Source organism: Nocardia brasiliensis, from assembly GCF_042691675.1.
Classification (GTDB): Bacteria; Actinomycetota; Actinomycetes; order Mycobacteriales; family Mycobacteriaceae; genus Nocardia; species Nocardia brasiliensis_D.
Genome location: NZ_CP170507.1, coordinates 2,898,793 through 2,921,523 on the forward strand (window position 1 = coordinate 2,898,793; position 22,731 = coordinate 2,921,523).

Genomic DNA, 22,731 nt, shown 5'->3' on the forward strand with positions numbered 1-22,731 from the left:
AGAACGGATGTCCGCGATCACCGTGCCGACGGCACCGCTCCGGATCCTGCCCGCGGGGGATCGGTCGGTGCTCGTCGCACCCGATGACGACGCCGACCTGGTGGCGTTCATCGACCTGCTGCGCCGCGAGCTGCCTTCGGGTGTGCACGATTTCCTGCCCGCCGCGCAGACGGTCCTGATCACCTTGACCGACACCGCGGACAGCCGGGTGGTCGAGGAGCGGCTGCGGGAACTGTTCCGCAGCGCGCAGGCGTCCGGTGGGATCGGGACGGCTGCGCAACCGGACGAGATCCGCAGCATTCCGGTACGTTACGACGGGCCTGATCTGGAAAGTGTTGCGGCACAGTTGGGTATCACGGTCCGCGAACTGATCACCGCCCATACCCGGGCTCCGTGGCGGTGTGCGTTCATCGGATTCGCGCCCGGCTTCGGCTATCTCGAAACCACCGAACCGGGCTTGGCCGTACCGCGCCGGGCGCAAGCGCGGACCTCGGTGCCCGCGGGGGCGGTTGCGCTGGCCGACGGGTACAGCGCCGTCTACCCGCGGCGATCACCCGGCGGATGGCAGCTCATCGGCACCACCGATGTCCGCATGTGGGATCTCGGCCGAGTCGAACCGTCCCTGCTGCGGCCGGGCACCCGAGTCCGTTTCACCGAGGTGGCGCTCGAATGAGCCGTGCCGTGCTGCGCATCCTCGATGCCGGGCCGTTGAGCACCGTTCAGGACCTCGGCAGGCCCGGCTGGTTCTCGATCGGGGTCGGGGTATCCGGTGCCGCCGATCGACGTTCGCTGAAGCTGGCGAATCGACTCCTCGGCAATCCCGAGGATGCCGCGGGCATCGAAACCCTGCTCGGCGGACTGGAATTCGTGGCCGAAGCGCCGGTGCTGGTCACGGTGACCGGTGCCGACGCGCCGATCACCGTCGACGGGGTCGCCCATGCGCACGCGTCCGTCATCTCGTTGCGCGCCGGGCAGCGGTTGAAGCTCGGCATGGCCGCCGCCGGGCTGCGGGTATACGTCGGGGTGCGTGGCGGCGTCGCCGTCGATAAGGTTCTGGGCTCGCGTAGCAGGGACACCCTCGCGGGTCTCGGCCCCGAGCCGTTGACCGCCGGGGTGGCGCTCGGCGTCGGCGCTGCACGGGCGTACCCGTGGCCGAATGTCGCTGTGGCACCGGTGCCTTCGATGAACTCGGGGATCGTCACCGTCGGCGTCCTGCTGGGTCCGCGCGACGACTGGTTCACCGATCCACGGTCGCTGTTCACCGGCGCCTGGCAGATGAGCGACCGCGCCGATCGCGTCGGCGTGCGGCTGGCCCGCGTCGGCGACGGTCCACCGCTGACCCGGATCAACGACAAGGAGCTGCCGACCGAAGGCATGGCGCTCGGGGCGATCCAGGTCCAACCCAGTGGGGAGCCGGTGGTCTTCCTCGCCGACCACCCCATCACCGGCGGCTATCCGGTGATCGGCGTCGTGGTCACCCCCGACGTCGACCTGCTCGCCCAGCTACGCCCTGGACAGCACCTGCGGTTCCGCCCTGTGCCGTCGTAACAGGCTGACCCGACTAGTTCAGGGGTGAACCCCAGCGCCCCGGCGACACCATAGCTAACTACCAACGCAGTTATGCAGCTTGCACAGCGGCGGAGCGCAAACCCTGGCTGGTTGCGTAGTGACACGACCTTCGGACGTCCTGTGCAATAGGAACTCTTCCGGTCCATCGGGCGCTCGGATGGTGTCCCGGTTGGCGGCCGCTGCTCTCGGCGGCTTCTAGCTCTGCTGTCCGTCAAGCCTGATGAAGGAACTGGATTGTGATCGGTTTTCGCTGTGCCACATTCGCTGTAGGGTTCGCCCTCGCTGCTTCGCTCACGGTTGCCGGGACGGCGACCGCGGGTCCCGACTCCGGCCAGGCGGGCGGCCAGCCTGCTTGGCCGGTCCGGCCCGACGAGAACCAATTTCCGCCGCTGCCGAGCGAAACCGACATCTACCCCTTCATTCCCGTCCCGATGCCCGCGGACGACCGGTGGTACGACGATCCGGCCGATCTCGATCGCTACGCCAACGGTGACGTGATCCGCAAGCGCGTGGTGACCAGCTACCTGCTCGGGGTGCCGTGGCCGCCGGTGCACACCGAACAGATCCTGTACCGCTCCACCAACAGCCAGGACGAGCCGATCACTACCGCGACCACGGTGATGATCCCGGGCATTCCGTGGCTGGGACCGGGGTCGCGCCCGGTGGTCTCCTATCAGGAGGCGATCGACGGTCTGGATCCCGCGTGCAACCCCTCGCATACCGTGCGCGCGGGCACCATGAAGGAAACCCAGCTGCTGCTGCAATTCCTCGGCGAGGGCATGGCGGTGTCGATCCCGGACTTCAACGGTAAAACCAGCACAACGCTGGCGCCGAGCGAGGGCCGCATGGTGCTCGACGGCGTCCGGGCGACCCGGCGCGCCGGCTTGGGTCTCGCCGACTCGGCGATCGGGTTGTGGGGATATTCCGGCGGCGGCAGCGCCAGCGCTTGGGCGGCCGAACTACACCGGAGCTACGCCCCTGAACTACCGATCAAGGGCAGCGCCCAAGGCGGCGTGCCCGGTGACAAGCACGCGATGACCATGTTCGCCATGGATGCGGGAGCAGGCATTGCGGGGCAAGCCGATTTCGTCGGCTGGATCTGGCTGATCGGCTTGTCCAGGGAGTTCCCCGACCGGATGCCGCTCGACAAATACCTCACCGACGACGGCATGACCATCGTCCACGATATGGAACGCCGATGCCTCTACACCGCGGCCGCCACCGGCGCGTGGCGTCCACTGAAGAACTACCTGAAGGACCCGCAAGCCTTCCTCGCCCCCGACATCCAAGCCGTCCTGCACCAAGACAGCCTCGGCTACGCCGACACCCCGGACATCCCGATCGCCATGTGGCACTCCACCACCGACCCGATCGTCCCGATCGCCGCCATCGAGCCCGTCGTCCAGCGCTACTGCGCCGCTGGCACCAACCTTCGTTTCTTCAGAATCCCTGCCTCCGAGCATATTTCGGCGGAGCTTATCGGCTACGAGCCGTCACTGCTGTGGCTCACGGCTGTCTTGGCGGGCGCCGACCCTGGACCGACCATCTGCTGACCGGAACCACGCACTGCCACTGGAAGAAAGCCGTTGGCGATGAATTCTTCGATATACGCGTCCAGAGCCGCCGACGTCACCGGCGGGCATTCGATGCCGGTGTCGGCGAGTGCGCTGCGGGCGTGCGCGTCACACCAGTTCGGACGTCCGAGCTGGAGATAGTTCGGGCTCAGCAGGGCGGCGCGGACCAGCGAATCATCGCCTGCGGCGTTGCGCCGCCGGGATTCCTCGGCAAGGGTGGCACGGGCGGTATCCAGCGGGACGGTGCGCACGGGGAGCCCGTGGCCGCGCAGGCACGCGAAGATGGCGCCTACCGCCACCGGCTTCTTGTTGACCAGGTGGTACACGATTTCCGGCCGGGGTCGGGCGCACAGTTCGACGATGGCACGGGCCACGTAGGTCACCGGGACCAGGGAAACGGTCTCGGCGGCGACATTCGGAGCCATCCCGAGGACGGCGGCGGCGCGGATCATGTTCCAGAACGAGTCGTCGATGCTGTTCAAGCCGACTTCCGGGTCACCGCAGATGGTTCCGGGGCGATAGATGCCGACCGGGACGCCCCGTTCGCCCGCCTGACGGACCAGTTCCTCGGCGGCCCACTTCGAGGCGAGGTAGCCGTTGTCGGGCAGTTGGCCGGGTCGGAGCCGCGCGGTCTCCTTGATCACTCCGGAGGTCGCCGACGACGGGACGGTGGTGCCGAGGGTGGAGACGAAATGCACCGGCTTGAGTCGTCGAGTCGTGGCCAGGCGGAGCACATCTCGGGTGCCCTCGACATTGGCCGCCCGCAGTCGTGGGTAAGGCTCGATGTGATTGACGCGGGCACCGTTGTGCAGGATTACGTCGATGTCTTCGGCGAGCTGGGCGTGCTCGGCGTCGGAGAGTCCCAGTCGTGGTGCGGCGAGATCGCCTGGGACGGCGACGATCCGAGCGGCGAGGGTGTCGTCCCATAGTCGATAGCGGTGTAGCGCCTGCCGGATCCGTTCGGCGCCCTGGTCCGCGGTATCGGCACGGACCAGACACACCACCCGTGCGTCGGTGCGCGCCAACAGCTCTCGGAGCAGGTGCGCGCCGAGGAAGCCGGTCGCACCGGTCAGCAGTATTTCGCGGGGCGGTCCGGAGTGTGCGGGCAGGCAATCGTGTACATCGATGCCTTTGTCGAGTACGGCGTCCTCGGCCGGTGTCGCCGCCTGGACCTGCTCGGCTGTGCCGGTGAGATGGGCGGCGAGGCCGCCGACCGTGGGCGTGGTGAGCAATGCCGACATCGGCACTTCGCGTTGCAGCCGCGACGAAAGCCGTTGATGGAGCGTGAATGCCATCAGCGACGAACCGCCGAGCTCGAAGAAATCGTCCGTCACCCCGATCGGGGACACCGCCAGCACCTCGGCGAAGACTTCGGCGATCGCGTGTTCGAGCGGCGTCGACGCGACGATGCCGTCGCGCGAGGCGAACACCGGCTGCGGTAGCGCCGCGCGGTCGAGTTTGCCGCTGGTATTGACCGGCAGGGAATCGAGAGGCACCACCGCGGACGGCACCATGTAGGCAGGTAGTACACGAGATACCGAGTGCCGCAACGCAATCGGGTCGAGAACGACGTCCGGCGACGCGACGACATAGCCGACGAGCCGAGCTCCGGAATCGGACGGCTGCACCGCCACTGCTGCCTGCCGGACGGTGGGATCGGCGAGCAGGACGGTTTCGATCTCGCCGAGCTCGATCCGGTGCCCGCGAACCTTTACTTGAAAGTCACTGCGCCCGAGGTAATCCAGTGTTCCGCTTGCGTTCCAGCGCACCAGGTCCCCGGTCCGATACATCCGGGAACCCGCCTCGGACGGATTCGCCACGAAGCGACCGGCGGTCGATCCGGGCGCACCGTGGTACCCGCGCGCGAGCTGGACTCCGGCCAAATACAGTTCACCGACCGCACCGACCGGTACCGGCCGCAATCGGGTGTCGAGTACGAAGACGCGCGAATTCCATTCCGGCACACCGATCGGCACGGTACCCGCCGGATCGGCGGGGTCCACGCGATGCTGGGTGATGCTCACCGCGGCTTCCGTCGGACCGTACAGATTGTGCAGTTCGGCGCGGCAGATCGCGTCGAACGCCCGCGCGGTCTCCGGCGCGAGCGCCTCGCCGATTACGAAAACAGCACGCAACGAGGACACTTCGGCCGCAGTGGCTTGTCCGGCGAATGTTGTCAGCATGGTCGGCACGAAATCGGTGAGGGTGACCTGGTGCGCGGCGATCAGCCCGCACAGCGCGGCCGGATCGCGGTGCTCGTCCGGCGCTGCGAGCACCATGCGCGCGCCCGCCGACAGCGGCAGGAAATATCCCCATACCGACACGTCGAAGGTGGCCGGAGTCTTCTGCAAATAGCAGTCGGCGGCATCGACCAGGTAGTGCCGCCGCATCCAGGCGAGCTGGTTGACGATCGAAGCCTGGCTGACCACAACGCCTTTCGGGCGACCGGTCGATCCGGAGGTGTAGATGACGTAGGCCGGATGGTCGCCGCGCAGCGGCGCTCGCCGCTCGTTCCGGCGCACCGGCGTGGAATCCAGTCGGGACAGATCCAGCAGGTCGACGGCTTGCGCCGAGGCGACCGTGAACGCGTCCCCGCTGGTGGTCAACACGCACCGCGGAGCCGCGGATTCCAGTATGTATTTGATCCGTTCGGCCGGATGGTCCGGATCGATGGGCACCCAGGCGCCACCCGCCTCGACGATCGCGCACAGTGTGACGACCTGGTCGATGGAACGCCGCATGGCCACCGCCACGACGGTCTCCGGGCCCACGCCCTGTCCGATCAGCCAGCGGGCCAGCCGGTTCGATCGATCACGCAACTGCCCGTAGGTCACCGTCGCCGAACCGAAGATCACCGCGACGGCGTCCGGCGTAGCCGCGGCATGACGGAGCAAGGCCGTACCCAGGGTCTCGGGGGCAGCCACGTGATCGGTTCCGGCCGACCAGGATTCGATCTGCAGTCGCTCATCCGGGTGCATCATGTCGAGGTCGCCGACCGGGACGACGGGATCGGCGGCGACCTGATGCAGGACGCGAATGTAGGCGTCGAGGAACCGCTGTACTGTCGGTTCGTCGAAGAGATCTGTGGCATAGCAGATCTGGATGACGATCTGGCCGGGCGCACCGTCGGCGGCGTGGCCGTCCAGCACTGTGATGTGCAAATCGGTCGTCGCCGTCATGACGTCGATGTCGATCGATGAGCAGGTCAGGCCCGGCAGCGCGAATTCGGCCTTGCCGAAATTTTGGAACGCGAATCCGACCTGGTACAGCGGATTCCGTCCCGGCGACCGCACCGGGTTCACCGCGTTGACGACGTGCTCGAACGGCACCTCGGAATGCGCGAAGTTCAGCAGATCGCGGTGCCGGGTGCGGTCCAGCAGCGCCGCGAAACTCTCGCCGAGGTCGACCCGGGTTCGCGACACCATGGTGTTGACGAACATGCCGACGAGACCGTCCAGCGCCGGTTCGGCGCGATTGGTCATCGGCACCCCGATGGCGATGTCGGTACTGCCGGACAGCCGGGACAGCAGGACAGCCAGCGCCGACCGCATCACCATGAACAGCGTGGCCTTGTGGTCGCTCGCGACGGCGAGCAGCGCACGGTGCAGGGTGGCGGGTACCGACTGCTGCGTGGCCGCGCCGCGCAGCGACGCCGTGTTCGGTCGCGGCCGGTCAGCCGGTAAATCGAGCTCGTCCGGAAGCCCGGCCAGTTCCCGCTGCCAATAGGAAAGCTGTTGGTAGAGAATAGAATCAGGGTCCGCACGGGATCCGAGCAGATCCTGCTGCCACAGCGCGTAATCGGCATACTGGATGTCGAGTGGACGCCACGCAGGGGCGGTACCAGCGCGGCGCACGGTGTAGGCCATCGCGATATCGCACGCCAGCGGCGCCAGCGAGGAGCCGTCGGCACAGATATGGTGCACGGCGCACACCAGCACGTACTCTTCGCCGGTCCGCAGCAGTCGAACGCGCAGCGGCACTTCGGCAGCGACGTCGAAACCGCGCGACAGGATGGCGCGCACCCGATCGGCCACCACGTCGGAGACCGCCGCAGTAAGGTCCTCGACGGCGAAATCGGCTACCACCCTTGCTGTTTCGATCAGCCGCTGGCGTGGCCCTTCGGCATCCGCGGGATACGCCGTGCGCAGGATCTCGTGGCGGGCAACCGTATCGGTGAACGCCGCACGCAACGCGGGGACGTCGAGGTTTCCGGACACCCTCAACGCGAAGCCGATATTGTCCACCGCGGATCCGGGGTCGAACTGATTGCGCAACCAGAACCGCAGCTGTGCCGGTGACAACGGCACCCGCGCGGGCCGGGACCGCGCGAGCAACGGGGGTCGAGCCGTATCGAACCGCTGCGCCTGAATGGCCCTCGCCAGCGCACCCACGGTCGGATGATCGAACAGCAGCCGGGTCGGGATCTGTGCCTGCCATGTCTCGCTCAGCCGCGCCGCGACCTGGGTGGCCAGCAGCGAATTGCCGCCCGCGGCGAAGAAGTCGGAATCCGCGCCGAGGCGATCCTGCCCCAATACCCGAGCGAAGACCTCGGCGATCAGCTCCTCACCGAGGCCGGACAGCGGCCGACACGCGATCTGATCGACGGCACGGGCTCGCAACACCGCCCGATCCGCTTTGCCGGTGGGGGTCAGCGGAATACGGTCGACGGCGATGATCGAGGTCGGCAGCATGTACTGCGGCAGCTGACGTCCCAATGCGTTCGCCAGCTCGGCGGTGTCGAGTGTCCGCCCCGGATCGGGCTGGACGTAGGCCACCAGGGCCGTCGCTCCCGCCGCGGTCGTGCGGTCGACGGTGACCGCCGACCGCACCCCTGGCTGCATCGACAGCGCCGACTCGATCTCGCCGAGCTCGATGCGGAAGCCACGAACCTTCACTTGATCGTCGGTGCGACCGAGGTATTCGAATTCGCCATCGGTACCGCGCCGGACGATATCGCCGGTGCGATACATCCGAGCGCCGGGCACGCCGTGCGGATCGGCCAGGAACCGCTGGGCCGTCAAGGCGGGCCGAGCGTGGTAACCGCGGGCCAGTCCGGGGCCGGAAACGTAGAGTTCGCCCGCCGTGCCGACGCCGACCGGACGTAGTCGCTTGTCGAGCACCCGGCAGCTAATCCCCGGCAGTGCCGACCCGATGGTCACCGGCGCATCCGGTGCCAACGGCGGACTGATGGTCACCATGATGGTGGTTTCGGTCGGCCCGTAGCCGTTGCAGAATCGGCGACCGCGAACCGCCCACCGGTGCACCAGTGCCGCGGGACACGGTTCACCGCCGACGACGACTACCCGCAGCGTGTCCAGTCCGGTCGGCTCCAGCGAAGCCAGCGCGGACGGTGTCAGGAAGGCATGGCTGATCTCGTGTCGCGCGATCACGCTCGCGAGCTCGGCGCCGCCGTAGACCGTCGGCGGCGCGATCACCATGGTGGCGGCGGCGCCGATGGCCAGCAGCAGCTCGAGCACCGAGGCGTCGAAACTCGGTGACGCGAAATGCAGCGTGCGCGCCGCCGGACCGATCGAGTACCTGGCGACCTGCTCGGCGCAGAACACGGCAAGACCGGCGTGGGTGACTGCGACCCCTTTGGGGACACCCGTCGAGCCGGATGTGTAGATAACGTATGCCGTATTCGAAACCCGAAGCAGCGCAGCACGATCGAGATACGAAATGGGGTTGGCCGACTCGGCTGACATCCGCGCGACCCACTCCGCGTCATCGATCGCGAGCCACCGCACACCGGTCGGCAGCGTCGGCGCGCACGCGCGGTTGGTGAGCCCGAACTCGGCGGCGCAGTCGGTGACCTGGAACTGGATGCGCCTGCGCGGAAAGCCGGGATCGATCGGCACGAACGCGGCCCCGGTCTTGGCGACGGCCCATACCGCCAGCACCGCGTCGATCGATCTGGGCAGCGCCACCGCGACCATGGTCTCCGGGCCGACGCCCATTGCGAGCAGAATCCGAGCCAGCTGGGACGAGCGCGCGTCGAGTTGGCGGTAAGTGATCGAAGTGTCGTCGCAGACCGCCGCGACACCATCGGGATTGCGCTCCACCGCCGAGGCGAGCAGTGCGGCGAGGGTGGGTGAGTGCGCCGTCGATATCCGGCGGGAACGGTCACGACGAGCGGACGAGGCGGTCCGCTGAATACCACTGGTCAAGCTATGGGTCCCGCCATACGAAGAGAGAAAGGGGCCTGATGTTATAACGCGGCAGCCGGGTTTACCACCGCTGGGAGCTGCGACGATCCGCGCACGCCGAGTCCTGGCAGCCTGGGGCGCAGGCACACTGGGCCGAGGTCATTTACGGGTGCCCGCCATGGTTCTGGCAATGCTCGACCGGACCCACCGTCGGCTCGGTTCCAGACAGCGTTGTTGCGCGTCCGCGAAGAGGCGAACGCTGGCGGGGCCCGGCCAGTCGGCGGGCAGCATGCTCGCGGGGAGGCCGGGGTCGAGATAGGGGATGATGCGCCATTCGTCGAGCAGCGGGACGAAGAGGTCGAATGCCTGTCGGTCGGTGAGCTTTTCGAGGGTGACGATGCCGCGGTGATGGTCGAGGAACGCGCGGTGCCGCTCGGCCAGGGCAGGCAGGTCCCACCACTGCGTCGCCGCTGCGCGCAGGGTGCCGGGGACCGTCAGATCGGTCGCCCGAAAGGACGTCACATACTCGCCGAGGCCCAGCGCCGAGACGATCGCGGACGCTTCCGCCGCCAGATACTCCGGGCAGATCCACAGGCCCGCGGAGACCGTGCCGCAACCGATCGAGGACAGGCGGCGGCGCAATTGATGCCGTGCGGGACGCTGGGACTCCGGTATCCCGAACGAAATCAGGTGCCAGGCGTCGCCATCGGCCATCTGCCGGAATCCGAAGATTCGAGGGTCGCCGCGCGAATACATCGCTTCGGCGGCGGCGGTGAGGCGGTAGCCGTTACGTCCGTCTCGCGTCTCGGCGTCGAGCACGCCCTTGCTCTTCAGCCGGGCGACGGCCGTCCGGGTGCTCTGCTCCGGCACGCCGAGCCCGGCCAGCAAGGCGCTGAAGTCGGCGATGGCGATCCAGCCGCCGAGGTCGCGAACGTACGCGCCGAGCACCGTCCGGGCCAACGAGGTGGCGCTGCCCGGCCGCGAATCGATGTCGTCGAGGACGGCCCCGGCCGGGTCAATCCGTGGTGAGTTCATCGCGAATCGCCGACACCCCGGCAAGTACCTCGGCGAAGGTGGTGCTCAGCGGGCTCAAGCCGATCCGGATGCCTTGCGGTGGGCGAAAGTCCGGGATGACGCCCCGTTGCCAGAGTCGCGCGGTGATCTCCTTGAATCGTGGGTGGTCGATCGTCACGTGGCCACCACGGCGGGCTGGGTCGGTGGGTGAGGATACCCGCACCCCCAACGGCACCAGCGACGACCGCACGAGTTCAAGGGCGAATTCGGTGAGGGCGACCGACTTCGACCGCACGGCCGCCATCCCGGCCTCCTCGATCAGGTCGAGCATGTCCTGGATGGGGAGCATGCCGATGATCGCCGGTGTGCCGCTGATGACCCGCCGGATGCCGGTAGCGGGGACGTACCCCTGCGCCATCTCGAAGGGACTCTCCCGACCCATCCAGCCCCAGATCGGCTGGGTGAAATCGGCGAGGTGCTCGGCCCGGACATACCCGAACGCGGGCGCACCCGGCCCGCCGTTCAGATACTTGTAGGTGCAGCCGACCGCGAAATCGACTGCCCAGGAATCGAGTTCGATCTCCACCGCGCCCGCCGAATGACACAGGTCGAGGAGCAGCATGGCACCCGCGTCGTGCGAGACGGCGGAAATGGCGGCGGCGTCGAGCAGGTAACCGGATCGGTAGGCGACGTGACTGAGTACGACGAGTGCGGTGCGCTCGGACACGGCGTCGGCGACATCTCGCGCGGTGACGCCGCCGGTGAACTCCGGTTCGATCCAGCGCAATGTCAGATCGAGTTCGCCCGCGATCGCTTCGAGCAAGTACCGGTCGGTGGGAAAGTTGTCGCGGTCGAGCACGATCTCGGTACGCCCCGGCCGCAGCGCGAGGGCACCGCGGGCCAGCTTGTACAGCAGCACGGTGGTCGAGTCGCCGATCGTGGTCTGCCCAGCGGCGGCACCGAGTACCGCGGCGCCGATCCGGTCGCCGATCGTCACGGGCAGGTCGAACCACTGCTCGTCCCAGCCGCGGATGAGCCGGCCGCCCCACGCGTCGGCGACGAAGGCGGTGAGCCGTTCGGCGGTCGCCCGGGTGGGGCGCCCGAGTGAGTTGCCGTCGAGGTAGGCGACGATCTCCGGATCGTCGCTGCCCAGAAAGCGGCTCGGGTACGCGCGCAGCGGATCGGCCTCGTCGAGAGCGCGGGCGCGCATGGCGAAGTCGAGCGGTGTGGTTGTCATGGTGTCAGTGTCCGATCTCCGTGCGTACGGCGAAAAGTTCGGGGAAGAAGGTGAGGTCGAGCGCGCGCTGCAGGAACCCGACCCCACTGGATCCGCCGGTGCCGCGCTTCATGCCGATGGTGCGCAGCACGGTGCGCATGTGCCGGAACCGCCACAGCTGGAAGTTCTCTTCGAGGTCCACCAGCTCTTCGAATGTCTCGTAGATCGACCAATGCTGCTGGGGCGCTTCGTAAACCGATTTCACCAGGGGGAGTAGATCGGGATCGAGAACGTAGGCCTTCGTCACGTCCCGATCCAGCGTCGAGCGCGGCACGTCGAGCCCGGTGCGCGCGGCATGGTGCCAAAACGCGTCGTAGAGGCTGGGTTCGTGCAGCAGCGTGTGCAACTCCTTGTGCGCCAACGGATCTGCTTCGAAGACCCGAAGCATGGAGGCATTCTTGTTGCCGAGAATGAATTCGATGGCGCGATATTGCGCCGACTGGAAACCCGACGAATTCCCGAGGACGCCACGGAATTGGGCGTACTCGGTGGGGGTCAGGGTCGCCAGCACGGACCACTGTTCGGTGAGGGTCTTCTGGATGTGCTTCACCCTGGCAATGCATTTGAGTGCGATGCCGACGTCGTCGGCATCGAAAGCCGCACGCGCCGCCCGGGTTTCGTGCAGGACGAGTTTGAGCCACAGCTCGGTGGTCTGATGCTGGATGATGAACAGCAACTCGTCGTGGTGCTCCGGCCTGCTGACCGGGTGTTGTGCGCTGAGCAAGGTGTTCAGGTCGAGATAGCCGCTGTAGCTCATGCGGGAGCTGAAGTCGGTGACGATGTCGTGTTCGAGGGCGCGGGTATTGTGCTCGACGGTCATGAGAATCCCCATTGGTCGGGTGCTGCCTTGACCCCCACGGTATGACATCATCGTGACGTGCGCTAGGTATGTGTCATAGAAAGGGCCGGTGGTGAGCGAGCTGCACGTCGTCTTCGGACCCGATGCGGTCACCCACTGGCGCACGGCCGCGGAATTGCTCGCCGAGGCGTTCGCCGAGCACGAGGTGTCCGGTGAACTGGTGCCGACCGGGGATGCGGCCGAGTTCGCCGCCGCCGTACGCGCTGCCGGTCCGGACGACGAATTCATTGTCGTACCCGGATCGGCCGCATTACCCGACGATGCCGCTGGACGTGTCATCCGGGTGGACTTCGGGCGCTGCGAGCCGGACCTTTCCGCCTGCGTGCGCGCGCACATCCGCGGGCGTGGGCTGGAAGGTCTCCGCTACGCCGTGACCAGCTGGTACTTCCATCGGTTCCAGCCACCGACGGTGGTCGGCTACGGACCGCACCCCCATCAGCGAGTGGACCTGCGAATCCCGCCCGGCCCCGGTCCCTTCCCGGTGGCCGTGCTGATCCACGGTGGGTACTGGAAGCCGTGGTGGGATTTCGACCTGATGGACGCGATGGCGGTCGACCTCACCGCGCGTGGCTACGCGACCTGGAACGTCGAGTATCGGCGGCCCGCCGAATCCGACTGGGCCGCAACGACGGAAGACGTCGCGACCGCGTTCGCCGCGATCGCCACCGCAGCGGAGGCGCACCGGCTCGACCTGGACCGCATCGTCGTCCTGGGCCACTCGGCGGGCGGGCAGTTGGCGTTGCGCCTTGCCGCCGACACCGCGCCCGCGAATCTACGGCCCGCGCTGGTGGTCAGCCTGGCGGGCGTACTGGATCTGCAGGCCGCTGACCACCGCCACTTGGGCGACGGCGCGGTCGCGGCGGCCCTCGGGCAGCGCTACTCACCCGAATCCGAGGTCTACCGGCAGGCGTCGCCGATCGCGCGACTCCCGATCGGCGTCCCCCAACTGGTGGTGTGCGGTTTGCACGACGAACCGGACATGCTGGAGATGAGCAGGCATTACACCGACCGCGCCGCGGCGGCCAACGACCGTGTCACCATGCTCGAGGCGCCCGGCGAACACTTCGCGGTGATCGACCCGGGCAGCGAGATCTGGCGTCAGATCGTGCAGTGGCTGGCGAACAACGGCTGAACCCTCAGCCTTGGGACGGCGGGGTGGCGGCGCTGTTCGTGCGCGGGATCAAGGCGAAGAGGGGGATGGTGCGATCGGTCTTGGTGCGGTAGTCGGCGTAGCTGGGGTAGATGGCGTCGAGTTGGGGCCAGGCGGCGTCGCGCTCGGCGGCGGACAGTTCGGTGGCGACGACGGGGATGGTCTGCTTGCCGATCTCGATTTCCGCTTCGGGGTTGGCGCGCAGGTTCAGCACCCAGGCCGGGTGGGTCGGGGAGCCACGATGCGACCCGGCGATCAGGTAGCGGTCACCGACCTGCCGGTACAGCAGCGGTGAGGTGCGGCGCTGCCCGGATTTGCGTCCGACGGTGTTCAGCAGCAGGATCGGCGCCTGCCCGATCCGGCCGCCGAGCTTCCCGCCGCTCACTCGGTACAGGGATGCGTTGAGGCGCGCGAAGATTCGTTCGATCTGGTTCTGCATCGACATGCCACCAGACTAAGCCGTCGCCCCAACTCGCCGGGCTAGTTGCGTGCCCGGTTCAGCTGGATTCGCGCCACCAGGGCACGGTGGTCCGCGCCTGGTAGGCCGACCGTCTCGGTCGCTACCGCGCGCCCACCGGCGACGAGGATATGGTCGATGCCGACCAGGGGTGGCCAGCGTTTGTCGGTCGGATAAGTGACCAGGTGTCCGGCGCCTGATTGTTCGGCGGCGTCGCCGAAACGGCCGGAGAGCATCGAGCGGTACTGCGCGTGATCGTAGGTCGCGTTGAAGTCGCCGCCGACGATCGCGGGCCTGCCCGCGGGTGATCGGTCGAGAATTTCGCGCAGGCGGGACAGTTCGTCGGCCCAGACGTGCGTGCCGTACACGGGTGGTACCGGATGGAATGCGTACACCGTGACCGGCCCGACGTCCGGAATGGCTGCGGTCGCGGAGAGCTGGTTCAACACGAACCCGTCGTATTCGACGGTTTCCGAGAGCGGGTAGCTGCTCCAGATCCCGGTCCCGGTCGCGGTCCTGCCCGGCGAGAGATACCGGTGCGGCAACAACTGATCGAGCCCGGCCCTGCCGAGATCCTCGACGCCCGCGGGTGTCAGTTCGTTGACGGTCAGCAGCATGATGTTCCGCGCGCGTACCTCGTCGACCAGCGCCCGCGGATCAGCTCCGTCGAACAACAGATTGGCCTGCATCACCCGCACCGCGGGCCCGTCGTCGTCGCCCGAGTGGCCGATGTACAGCGGAATTTGCGTCCCCGCCGCGGCCGCCACGACAACGATCGCGACCACCGCACCGATCCACCGTCGCATGACGCCGAACGCCACCGCACCGACCAGCGCGGAGCTCATCAGGTACGGCGCACCCGCCGCCGCCAACACCAGCAGCCGAGAAGACGACTGACTGAAATGCAACGCGATCCCGGCAACTCCGGTCAGCGTGCCGAGCCACGCCAGAACCTCGACCCCGACCCGAACCACTTTCGATCTCACACCGCACAGCCAAACACGACCGCCACAGCCCGTCTCCATCGGCTCGACGGGCCCGTTGACTGCTCGCTCCGTTCTGGGACCGGAGGCGCCTGAACTGGTGCACTCTTGATCGCAGGCAGCGGCGCGCGCATTGATCGGGGCGGATTTGCCGAGGAGGATGGAATACGTGGTCGGTGGTGCGGATATTCGGGCGAATCCGTGGGTGGCGCTGCGTCCGGACGAGGACGCGGAGCAGGTGAGCACCGATGTGTCGGCCGCCCATGAATCGTTTGTCGAGCGGGGTGACGCGCACGCGTCGGTGCGGCAGGTAGTCCGGGCGTCCTGGGTGCGCAGCCGTGGCAATGGCATCGATCCGGACCGGCAGGTCGGCCGGACTTCGCTGACCGGCATCGAATTGGAGCGCTATCGCAGCGCGCATCCGATGTCATCGGTGCGCCCGGTGGTGCAGACGTTGCTGGTCGAAGACGCACGAGACACCGGGCTGTTGATCGCGATGAGCGACGCGCACGGCCGATTGCTGTGGGTGGAGGGCGATTCCGCGGCCAAGGACCGGGCCGCGGGCATGAACTTCGTCGACGGCGCGGACTGGAGCGAAGCCGCCGTCGGCACCAACGCGCCGGGAACGGCACTGGCACTTGATCATTGCGTGCAGATCTTCGGGGCGGAGCACTACAGCAGGCTGGTCCATCCGTGGAGTTGCGCGGCGGGTCCGGTGCACGATCCGGCGACCGGCCGGATACTCGGCGCGATCGACATCACCGGCGGTCCACGCGTCGCCGCACCGGAAGTGCTGTCGCTGATCAAGGCGACGGTGGCCGTAGCCGAGTCCGAACTTCGGGCACACCCGGTGTCGGTCCCTACGGCGCCGCGGGCGGAGCTGCTCGGTTCTCGGCCTGCCCTCCTGTTCGGCACCGAGCGAATCGCTTTGTCGCGCAGGCATTCGGAGATCTTGCTGCTGCTGATGGAGCACCCGGAGGGGCTGGCAACCGAGCACATCGCCGTGCTGCTGGACGAGCGGGATCTCGACGCGGTCACCGTGCGCGCCGAAATCTCGCGCCTCCGCAAAATTCTCGGCGGCACGGCGCTGGGGTCGCGACCCTATCGGCTACTGAGGGAACTCGATTCGGACGTGGGCGAGCTGCGGCGGAGTTTGCGCCGCGGCGATATCGGTGCGGCCGTGGCCCTATACCGCGGGCAGTTGCTGCCCGCATCGCGGGCGCCCGGGGTCGGCCGGGTGCGGGAATCGCTGCGGGCGCGGATGCGGGCGGCCATCCTGAAGTCCAGGGACCCCGCGATTCTCGGCTGGTGGATCGCGACCCCCGACGGCCGGGACGACCGTGGCGCATGGTCGGCCTACCTCGCCTCGTTGGAGCCGGATTCGTCGCTGTATGCCCAAGTGGCAGCGCAGATCGCCATGCTGGATCAGGAACTGGGCCGGCGATGAGTCGTTCCCAACGGTGATGCAACGTTGGGACTCTAGTGTCGGGGATCACAGGGGGGCCGCCGTGAACACAAGGAGTTTCGATGACCGTATACGCACGTCCTGGTTCGCCGGATTCCCCGACGAGCTTCCAATCCCGCTACGACAACTGGATCGGCGGCCAGTGGGTGGCGCCGGTCAAGGGGCAGTACTTCGAGAATCCGACACCGATCACGGGTGAAAACTTCTGCGAGGTCGCGCGTTCGACCGCGGAGGACATCGAGCTCGCGCTCGACGCCGCGCACGCGGCGGCACCGGCCTGGGGCAAGACCTCGGCGGCCGAGCGCGCGGTGATCCTGAACAAGATCGCCGACCGGATCGAGGAGAACCTCGACGCGATCGCCATCGCCGAGACGTGGGACAACGGCAAGCCGATCCGGGAAGCGCTGGCCGCCGACATTCCGCTGGCGATCGACCACTTCCGCTACTTCGCCGGAGCCATTCGCGCCCAAGAGGGTTCGCTGTCCGAGATCGACAACGACACGGTGGCCTACCACTTCCACGAGCCGCTCGGCGTTGTCGGACAGATCATTCCGTGGAACTTCCCGATCCTGATGGCGACCTGGAAGCTCGCTCCGGCGCTGGCCGCGGGCAATGCCGTAGTACTCAAGCCCGCCGAGCAGACCCCCGCCTCGATCCTGTTCCTGTGGAGCATCATCGGTGACCTGCTGCCGCCCGGCGTGGTCAATATCGTGAACGGTTTCGGTGTCGAGGCGGGCAAGCCGTTGGCCTCGAGCAACCGGATCGCGAAGATCGCGTTCACCGGTGAGACGACCACCGGCCGACTGATCATGCAGTACGCGTCGCAGAACCTGATCCCGGTCACCCTCGAGCTCGGCGGCAAGAGCCCGAACATCTTCTTCTCCGACGTCATGTCCGCCGAAGACGACTTCATGGACAAGGCGCTCGAGGGCTTCACCATGTTCGCGCTGAACCAGGGTGAGGTGTGCACCTGTCCGTCGCGTTCGCTGATCCAGGCCGACATCTTCGACCAGTTCCTTGCCCAGGCCGCGCTGCGGACAAAGGCGGTGCGCCAGGGTGATCCGCTGGATTCGGAGACGATGATCGGTGCGCAGGCGTCCAACGATCAGCTCGAAAAGGTGCTGTCCTACATCGAGATCGGCAAGGGTGAGGGCGCCCAGCTGGTGACCGGTGGCGAACGCGCGATGCTCGGCGGCGACCTCAACGGCGGCTACTACGTGCAGCCGACCATCTTCACCGGCCGGAACTCGATGCGGATCTTCCAGGAGGAAATCTTCGGTCCGGTGGTGTCGGTGACCTCGTTCACCGACTACGACGACGCCATCGCGATCGCCAACGACACCCTGTACGGCCTCGGGGCCGGGGTGTGGTCTCGCGACGGCGGCACGGCGTATCGCGCGGGCCGCGACATCCAGGCCGGTCGGGTGTGGACCAACACCTACCACCAGTACCCGGCGCACGCGGCGTTCGGCGGCTACAAGCAGTCCGGTATCGGCCGGGAGAACCACAAGATGATGCTCGACCACTACCAGCAGACCAAGAACCTGTTGGTCAGTTACGCACCGAAAGCCATGGGCTTCTTCTGATGTCGGGCGAACACGCACCGCGAGAACGGGACACGGTGACTGTCGCCCCGCCCCGTTTGGTTGCGACCGCGGCGGCGGCGGCACTGTTGCGCCGCCTCCGCGAGGTGCACGGTGCGCTGATGATGCACCAGTCCGGCGGCTGCTGCGACGGATCGTCGCCGATGTGTTACCCCTTGGGGGAGTTCATCGTCGGCGATCGCGACATCCTGCTGGGCATCATCGATCTCCGCCTCGCGGTCGGCGAGGTGCCGAGCACTCTGCCGTCCGACGACCGTGACGCGGTACCGGTGTGGATATCCGGGACCCAGTTCCAGGCTTGGAAACACACCCAACTCGTCATCGACGTGGTCCAGGGGCGAGGCTCGGGCTTCAGTCTGGAAGCACCGGAAGGATGGCGATTCCTCAGCAGGGCAAGGGCATTCACCGCTGCGGAGAACGAAGCGCTCGACTCGGCACCACCGGTACTCGGCTCCGACTACGCCGACGGCGTCCGTCCGCCGATACCTGACGCCGCGCAGGTTGTGGCGCAGGCAGCGGACGCGTGCCCGGTCCCCGCACCATCGACCGCGAAGTAATCGCGGCGATCAACGGAAGACACCGCTGTAGGCGTTCAGGGCGGGCTGTCCACCGAGGTGCGCGTAGAGCACGGTGGAATACGCTGGAATATCACCGTTTCGGACGAGATCGATGAGACCGGCCATGGACTTGCCCTCGTAGACGGGGTCGATGATCATGCCCTCGAGGCGACCGGTGAGCCGGATGGCGTCCAGGGTGGACTCGACGGGGATGCCGTAGCGGTCACCGGCCCAGCCGTCCAGCACGATGATCTCGTCGTCGCGCAGGTCGCGGCCCAGGCCGATGAGTTCGGCTGTGCCACGGGCGATCTTCGCCACCTGCGCGTGGGTCTCGGCGAGCTTCGCCGAGGCGTCGATGCCGAGGACCCGGCGGGGACGGTCCTGGCCCGCGAAACCGGCGATCATGCCCGCCTGCGTGCTGCCGGTGACGCTACAGACCACGATGGTGTCGAAGAAGATGCCGAGTTCACGCTCTTGCCGCTGCACTTCGTAGGCCCAATTGGCGAATCCGAGACCGCCGAGGGGATGGTCGGAGGCACCCGCGGGGATCGGGTACGGGGTACCGCCCGCCGCCTCGACGTCTTCCAGCGCTCGACGCCAGCTGTCCTTGAAGCCGATCCCGAATCCGGCCTGAACCAGCCGCACGTCGGCGCCCATGATGCGGGACAGCAGGATATTGCCGACCTTGTCATTGACGGGATCCGGCCAGTCGACCCAACTCTCCTGGACCAGAACGGCTTTCAGGCCCGCCTTGGCGGCGACCGCGGCCACCTGCCGAGTGTGGTTGGATTGCACGCCGCCGATGCTGACCAGGGTGTCCGCGCCCTCGCGCAACGCGTCGTGAACCAGATATTCCAGTTTGCGAGTCTTGTTGCCGCCGAAGGCCAAGCCGCTGTTGCAGTCTTCCCGCTTGGCCCAGAGGCGGGCGCCGCCGAGGTGGTCGCTGAGCCGGTCCAGCGGGTGGATCGGGCTCGGTCCGAACAGCAGGGGGTAACGCTCGAAGGTGTCGAGAGACATCGGTATTCCTCGGGGGCCGGTGGGAGAGCTATCGGAGTCAGGGAGTGAGGGTTTCGAGCAGCGGCACCAGCGTCTGCCAGTTCGCCCTGGTGCCTGCCACCGCACCTTCGACGTCGCCTGCTTCGCACAGCGCGATGATGCGCTCGTGTTGAGCCACCGAGCTGCGGCCGCTCAGTGAGGAGAAGCGCAGGCGCTCCACCCGGCGCAGGACCGGGGTGAACTGCTCGAGCACGCTGCGGATGGCGTCGTTGGCGCTGGCGGTGACCGGGATCCGATGGAAGTCGTCGTCCGCGGCGATCGCGGCAGCGACGTCGTTGCGGCGCAAGGCCTCCGCGAAACGGGAGTTGGCTTCGCGCATGGCCGCCAGTTCGTCGGCGGACAGGTTGGGCAGTGCCTCACGGACGGCGAGTTCGTGCATGGCGGTGGTGACCGACTGGGCGGCGCGGACCGCGCGCACGTCGAGCGGACTGACGATGGTGTAGCGACCGGGTTTCGTCTGCACCAGTCCCGCCTGCTCCAGCCGCATCAGCGCCTCGCGCACCGGTGTGCGGCTGACGCCGAGCCACTTCACCAGGTCGTTGTCGTTGAGACGTTCGCCGGGGGCGAGGGTGCCGTCGACGATGGCGTCCCGGATCGCGCGGTAGGCGTTTTCCCGGAGCAGGGATCTGGCGACGAGACCTTCGTGCTGCGGGACCGGCATGCAATATATTGCATTCCACCGCAGCTCGATTGTCAAGGCGGCCGATCAGGTTGTGGCCCAGCCGGATTCCGTCGCCAGCCCCGTGCGCCCAGCCGCTGACGACCAGGGCCGAGTGCTCGGATCGGGGTATTGTCCGGGAACACCCCCATGGCCGCATCACTCCGGCGGGGTAGACGAGATCCCCTCTGGAGGTGATGATCTCGCCGGTTCGGGTGCCTACCATGGCGGGCGTGACTGTCGCCCGCGCTGTTCGCTGTCGCGTCCTGCTCGTTGCGGGATTGTGGACCCTGCTCGTCTCGGCCGGGATGGCACCCGCGTTCGCCGACTCGGCCGCGGCGGGCGGAGATGTTTCGGTCGCCCAGTCCCTCGGCGATCGGGAACTCACCATTGTGCTCCGCCGGGTGACCAGCGTGCCCGGGCCGTTGCGCGTCGACGTGGTCACCCACGCGGGCACTGCCGCAGGCGATCTCACGCTCGCCGCGACGCCGACGGGAGCCCTCGGGTCCGACTCCCGGCTACCCGCACCTGGTGTGCCGACCGCCGAAGCCGTTGTGCGACTAGGTGGCGCACCGGGGATGTACTCGGCCACTCTCGAGATGGATCGGCCCGGCCCGTGGGAACTCGCGATCGGCGACGGCGTGCGCGTGGCGCGGATCCCATTCGTCGTGCCCGAGCAGGTCACCTCGCCGCCGGAGCGGCTGGTCTACGGGGGTTTCCTGGTGGCCGGTGCGCTGCTTCCGGTTTCGGTGCTGTTGGCGATGCGGGCTCGGCGCAGCGGGTGGGCGTTGCTTCCGGCCGGCGGGATGGTGGCGGGGATGGCCGTGTCGGTGACCGCCGCATTGCTCTCGGCCTCGTTGCCGCTGCCGCCGCAGCCCGGCGGTCAGCTCGATCCGACGGTGGACAACGTCACCGATCCGTATTCGGTGCGGCAGCCGATGATCTCGGACTTCTCCCGCCCGCCGGTCCTGCTCACCGTCGAGGGCGGTTCGGTGTCCGCCGGACGGCCGAGCGATTTCGACCTGGTGCTGATCGATGCGGCTACCGGTGCGCTGGTGGACGACCTGCTCGTGCACGACAGCGCGCTCATGCATCTGCTGGTGGTCGGCCCGTCCGGCGGACTGTCCCACCTGCACCCGATTCGGACCGGGCCCGGCCGTTACCAAGTGCATATGACCGCGCCGGAGCCCGGTCGCTATGCGCTCTCGGCCGAGTTGGCCCGGCGCGGTGGTGGCGTCCAGATGGCGCGTGCCGCAACCGGATTAACGGTCACGCCGGGCGATGCGTCGGCCGCGCCCCAGCCGCCCAGCGCCCCCTTGCATCTCGGGGGTGGCGACACGAGTGCGTCGATGGTCGTCGACGGCAACCGCATTACCGTCAGGACAACCGCCGCGGTCGCCGGAACACCCACCACGATCACCGCCGAAGTCGGCGACACCGCCGATCTGCAACCGTGGCTCGGCATGGTCGGCCATCTGATCATGGCGGGCCCGGTGCCGGAAGCCGACACGGATATCGCCGCGGCCGTTCACAACTCGGCCATCTGGGGGCACGCTCACTCCATGGGACCGACCTCGATGCAAGCCATGGGCGACATGCCAGGGATGAGCCGCACGCACAACATGTCGGAAATGACCGGCACCCATGACATGCCAGGGACGGCTGGTGGGAACGCCGCCGCGGGACGCGGAGTCATGCTGATGCCGCCGATCAACGGCGAGAGTCCGCCCGACGAAACGGTGGCCGCGTACGGACCCGACGTTCCGTTCACCTTCACCTTCCCCGTCGCGGGCCGGTACCGGCTCTGGATCCAGGCCGAGCGGAACTACACCGTGCTCACCATCCCGGTCGTGCTCGACGTGGCGGCGGCGCAGGGGGCCCATCGATGACCGCCACCGGTCGGCGTCCGCTGCGTGTTCTCGCCATCGCAGGCGCCGTGCTCGTGCTCGTCGCCATCGGGTGGCTGGTTTGGCCGCGCTCACCCGCGCCCGTCGTACTGAATGCCGGTACGCCGCAACACCTCGTCACCGTCACCGTCGACAGCCTTCGCATCGGCGACACTGCTGTCGATGTCACCATCACCGACCGCGCCGGTACCCCGATCGACCATGCGGCAGTACAGGTTCAGGCGATCCAACCGCTGATGGGCCACGCCGGGCCGCCGGTTCCCGCGAGCTCCGCCGGGTCCGGTCGCTTCCACGCCGCGGCGGTATCGCTGATGATGACCGGACCCTGGGAGCTGCGACTGTCGATCGACGGACACCACGGCGTGGATCAACTCACGCTGCCGCTCTGGGTCGGCGGCTGAGACCGGTCGACAACCGCAGGCCGCAACACGAACCGCAGGAGCACGACACAGGAGG

Annotated in this window: 17 protein-coding genes; 9 read left to right on the forward strand and 8 right to left on the reverse strand. The window is 67.7% G+C overall.

The window, feature by feature from the left end; translation table 11 throughout:
- Window positions 1–7 precede the first annotated feature (7 nt).
- From ACFK0J_RS13540 to ACFK0J_RS13550, 3 genes are all read left to right on the forward strand, one after another.
- Complete coding sequence (locus ACFK0J_RS13540; RefSeq protein ID WP_378739944.1) at window positions 8–673, forward strand: allophanate hydrolase subunit 1; 666 nt, start codon at window positions 8–10, stop codon at window positions 671–673.
- Window positions 670–1,548: a biotin-dependent carboxyltransferase family protein gene (locus ACFK0J_RS13545; RefSeq protein WP_378739947.1), complete on the forward strand. Its 879-nt coding sequence runs from the start codon at window positions 670–672 to the stop codon at window positions 1,546–1,548. The genes ACFK0J_RS13540 and ACFK0J_RS13545 overlap by 4 nt, the downstream gene beginning before the upstream one ends.
- A 257-nt stretch (window positions 1,549–1,805) precedes the next feature.
- A complete protein-coding gene (locus ACFK0J_RS13550; protein ID WP_378739949.1) occupies window positions 1,806–3,122 on the forward strand; it encodes a lipase family protein in 1,317 nt (438 codons plus the stop codon).
- On the opposite strand, the gene ACFK0J_RS13555 is transcribed toward ACFK0J_RS13550, so the two are convergent.
- The 4 genes from ACFK0J_RS13555 to ACFK0J_RS13570 form a co-directional block, all read right to left on the reverse strand.
- A complete protein-coding gene (locus ACFK0J_RS13555) occupies window positions 3,053–9,310 on the reverse strand; it encodes an amino acid adenylation domain-containing protein (protein WP_378739951.1) in 6,258 nt (2,085 codons plus the stop codon). The genes ACFK0J_RS13550 and ACFK0J_RS13555 overlap by 70 nt on opposite strands.
- A gap of 138 nt (window positions 9,311–9,448) precedes the next feature.
- The gene (locus ACFK0J_RS13560; RefSeq protein ID WP_378739953.1) at window positions 9,449–10,324 is read right to left on the reverse strand and encodes a PaaX family transcriptional regulator C-terminal domain-containing protein; all 876 of its coding nucleotides are present in this window, start codon (window positions 10,322–10,324) and stop codon (window positions 9,449–9,451) included.
- Window positions 10,305–11,540, reverse strand: coding sequence for a kynureninase (locus ACFK0J_RS13565; protein ID WP_378739955.1), 1,236 nt, complete (start codon window positions 11,538–11,540; stop codon window positions 10,305–10,307). Before ACFK0J_RS13565 ends, ACFK0J_RS13560 begins: the two co-directional genes overlap by 20 nt.
- A 4-nt stretch (window positions 11,541–11,544) precedes the next feature.
- Complete coding sequence (locus ACFK0J_RS13570) at window positions 11,545–12,399, reverse strand: tryptophan 2,3-dioxygenase (protein ID WP_378739958.1); 855 nt, start codon at window positions 12,397–12,399, stop codon at window positions 11,545–11,547.
- 91 nt (window positions 12,400–12,490) lie between these two features.
- Here ACFK0J_RS13570 and ACFK0J_RS13575 point away from each other — a divergent pair, with 91 nt between their 5' ends.
- Window positions 12,491–13,570, forward strand: coding sequence for an alpha/beta hydrolase (locus tag ACFK0J_RS13575; protein WP_378739961.1), 1,080 nt, complete (start codon window positions 12,491–12,493; stop codon window positions 13,568–13,570).
- A 4-nt stretch (window positions 13,571–13,574) separates the two neighbouring features.
- Here ACFK0J_RS13575 and ACFK0J_RS13580 read toward each other — a convergent pair whose 3' ends face one another.
- Both ACFK0J_RS13580 and ACFK0J_RS13585 read right to left on the reverse strand, forming a co-directional pair.
- Window positions 13,575–14,033, reverse strand: a complete 459-nt coding sequence (locus ACFK0J_RS13580) for a nitroreductase family deazaflavin-dependent oxidoreductase (RefSeq protein WP_378739963.1) — start codon at window positions 14,031–14,033, stop codon at window positions 13,575–13,577.
- A 35-nt stretch (window positions 14,034–14,068) separates the two neighbouring features.
- On the reverse strand, window positions 14,069–15,031 hold the full coding sequence (locus ACFK0J_RS13585) for an endonuclease/exonuclease/phosphatase family protein (protein WP_378739965.1): 963 nt from the start codon (window positions 15,029–15,031) through the stop codon (window positions 14,069–14,071).
- A gap of 157 nt (window positions 15,032–15,188) precedes the next feature.
- Between ACFK0J_RS13585 and ACFK0J_RS13590 the strand changes: the two genes are divergently transcribed.
- The 3 genes from ACFK0J_RS13590 to ACFK0J_RS13600 all read left to right on the forward strand — a co-directional run bounded on the left by ACFK0J_RS13590 (window position 15,189) and on the right by ACFK0J_RS13600 (window position 18,654).
- On the forward strand, window positions 15,189–16,475 hold the full coding sequence (locus ACFK0J_RS13590; protein WP_378739967.1) for a transcriptional regulator: 1,287 nt from the start codon (window positions 15,189–15,191) through the stop codon (window positions 16,473–16,475).
- Between the two features lie 80 nt (window positions 16,476–16,555).
- A complete protein-coding gene (gene adh / locus ACFK0J_RS13595) occupies window positions 16,556–18,079 on the forward strand; it encodes an aldehyde dehydrogenase (RefSeq protein WP_378739969.1) in 1,524 nt (507 codons plus the stop codon).
- Window positions 18,079–18,654 carry a DUF779 domain-containing protein gene (locus ACFK0J_RS13600; RefSeq protein ID WP_378739971.1) on the forward strand — a complete coding sequence of 192 codons (576 nt, stop codon included), beginning with the start codon at window positions 18,079–18,081 and terminating at the stop codon, window positions 18,652–18,654. The genes adh and ACFK0J_RS13600 overlap by 1 nt, the downstream gene beginning before the upstream one ends.
- Before the next feature lie 9 nt (window positions 18,655–18,663).
- On the opposite strand, the gene ACFK0J_RS13605 is transcribed toward ACFK0J_RS13600, so the two are convergent.
- A complete protein-coding gene (locus ACFK0J_RS13605; protein ID WP_378739973.1) occupies window positions 18,664–19,671 on the reverse strand; it encodes a 1-aminocyclopropane-1-carboxylate deaminase in 1,008 nt (335 codons plus the stop codon).
- A 37-nt stretch (window positions 19,672–19,708) separates the two neighbouring features.
- Window positions 19,709–20,371: a GntR family transcriptional regulator gene (locus tag ACFK0J_RS13610; RefSeq protein ID WP_378739975.1), complete on the reverse strand. Its 663-nt coding sequence runs from the start codon at window positions 20,369–20,371 to the stop codon at window positions 19,709–19,711.
- A 230-nt stretch (window positions 20,372–20,601) separates the two neighbouring features.
- Here ACFK0J_RS13610 and ACFK0J_RS13615 point away from each other — a divergent pair, with 230 nt between their 5' ends.
- Window positions 20,602–22,257 carry a hypothetical protein gene (locus ACFK0J_RS13615; RefSeq protein ID WP_378739977.1) on the forward strand — a complete coding sequence of 552 codons (1,656 nt, stop codon included), beginning with the start codon at window positions 20,602–20,604 and terminating at the stop codon, window positions 22,255–22,257.
- Window positions 22,254–22,676 carry a FixH family protein gene (locus ACFK0J_RS13620; RefSeq protein ID WP_378739979.1) on the forward strand — a complete coding sequence of 141 codons (423 nt, stop codon included), beginning with the start codon at window positions 22,254–22,256 and terminating at the stop codon, window positions 22,674–22,676. Before ACFK0J_RS13615 ends, ACFK0J_RS13620 begins: the two co-directional genes overlap by 4 nt.
- Window positions 22,677–22,731: the final 55 nt, after the last annotated feature.

Coding starts and splice junctions, on each gene's coding strand:
- ACFK0J_RS13560 (WP_378739953.1), bottom strand. CDS start 10,324: ATGAACTCACCACGGATTGACCCGGCCGGGGCCGTCCTCGACGACATC.
- ACFK0J_RS13540 (WP_378739944.1), top strand. CDS start 8: ATGTCCGCGATCACCGTGCCGACGGCACCGCTCCGGATCCTGCCCGCG.
- ACFK0J_RS13570 (WP_378739958.1), bottom strand. CDS start 12,399: ATGACCGTCGAGCACAATACCCGCGCCCTCGAACACGACATCGTCACC.
- ACFK0J_RS13620 (WP_378739979.1), top strand. CDS start 22,254: ATGACCGCCACCGGTCGGCGTCCGCTGCGTGTTCTCGCCATCGCAGGC.
- ACFK0J_RS13600 (WP_378739971.1), top strand. CDS start 18,079: ATGTCGGGCGAACACGCACCGCGAGAACGGGACACGGTGACTGTCGCC.
- ACFK0J_RS13590 (WP_378739967.1), top strand. CDS start 15,189: ATGGAATACGTGGTCGGTGGTGCGGATATTCGGGCGAATCCGTGGGTG.
- ACFK0J_RS13565 (WP_378739955.1), bottom strand. CDS start 11,540: ATGACAACCACACCGCTCGACTTCGCCATGCGCGCCCGCGCTCTCGAC.
- adh (WP_378739969.1), top strand. CDS start 16,556: ATGACCGTATACGCACGTCCTGGTTCGCCGGATTCCCCGACGAGCTTC.
- ACFK0J_RS13545 (WP_378739947.1), top strand. CDS start 670: ATGAGCCGTGCCGTGCTGCGCATCCTCGATGCCGGGCCGTTGAGCACC.
- ACFK0J_RS13610 (WP_378739975.1), bottom strand. CDS start 20,371: ATGCCGGTCCCGCAGCACGAAGGTCTCGTCGCCAGATCCCTGCTCCGG.
- ACFK0J_RS13580 (WP_378739963.1), bottom strand. CDS start 14,033: ATGTCGATGCAGAACCAGATCGAACGAATCTTCGCGCGCCTCAACGCA.
- ACFK0J_RS13605 (WP_378739973.1), bottom strand. CDS start 19,671: ATGTCTCTCGACACCTTCGAGCGTTACCCCCTGCTGTTCGGACCGAGC.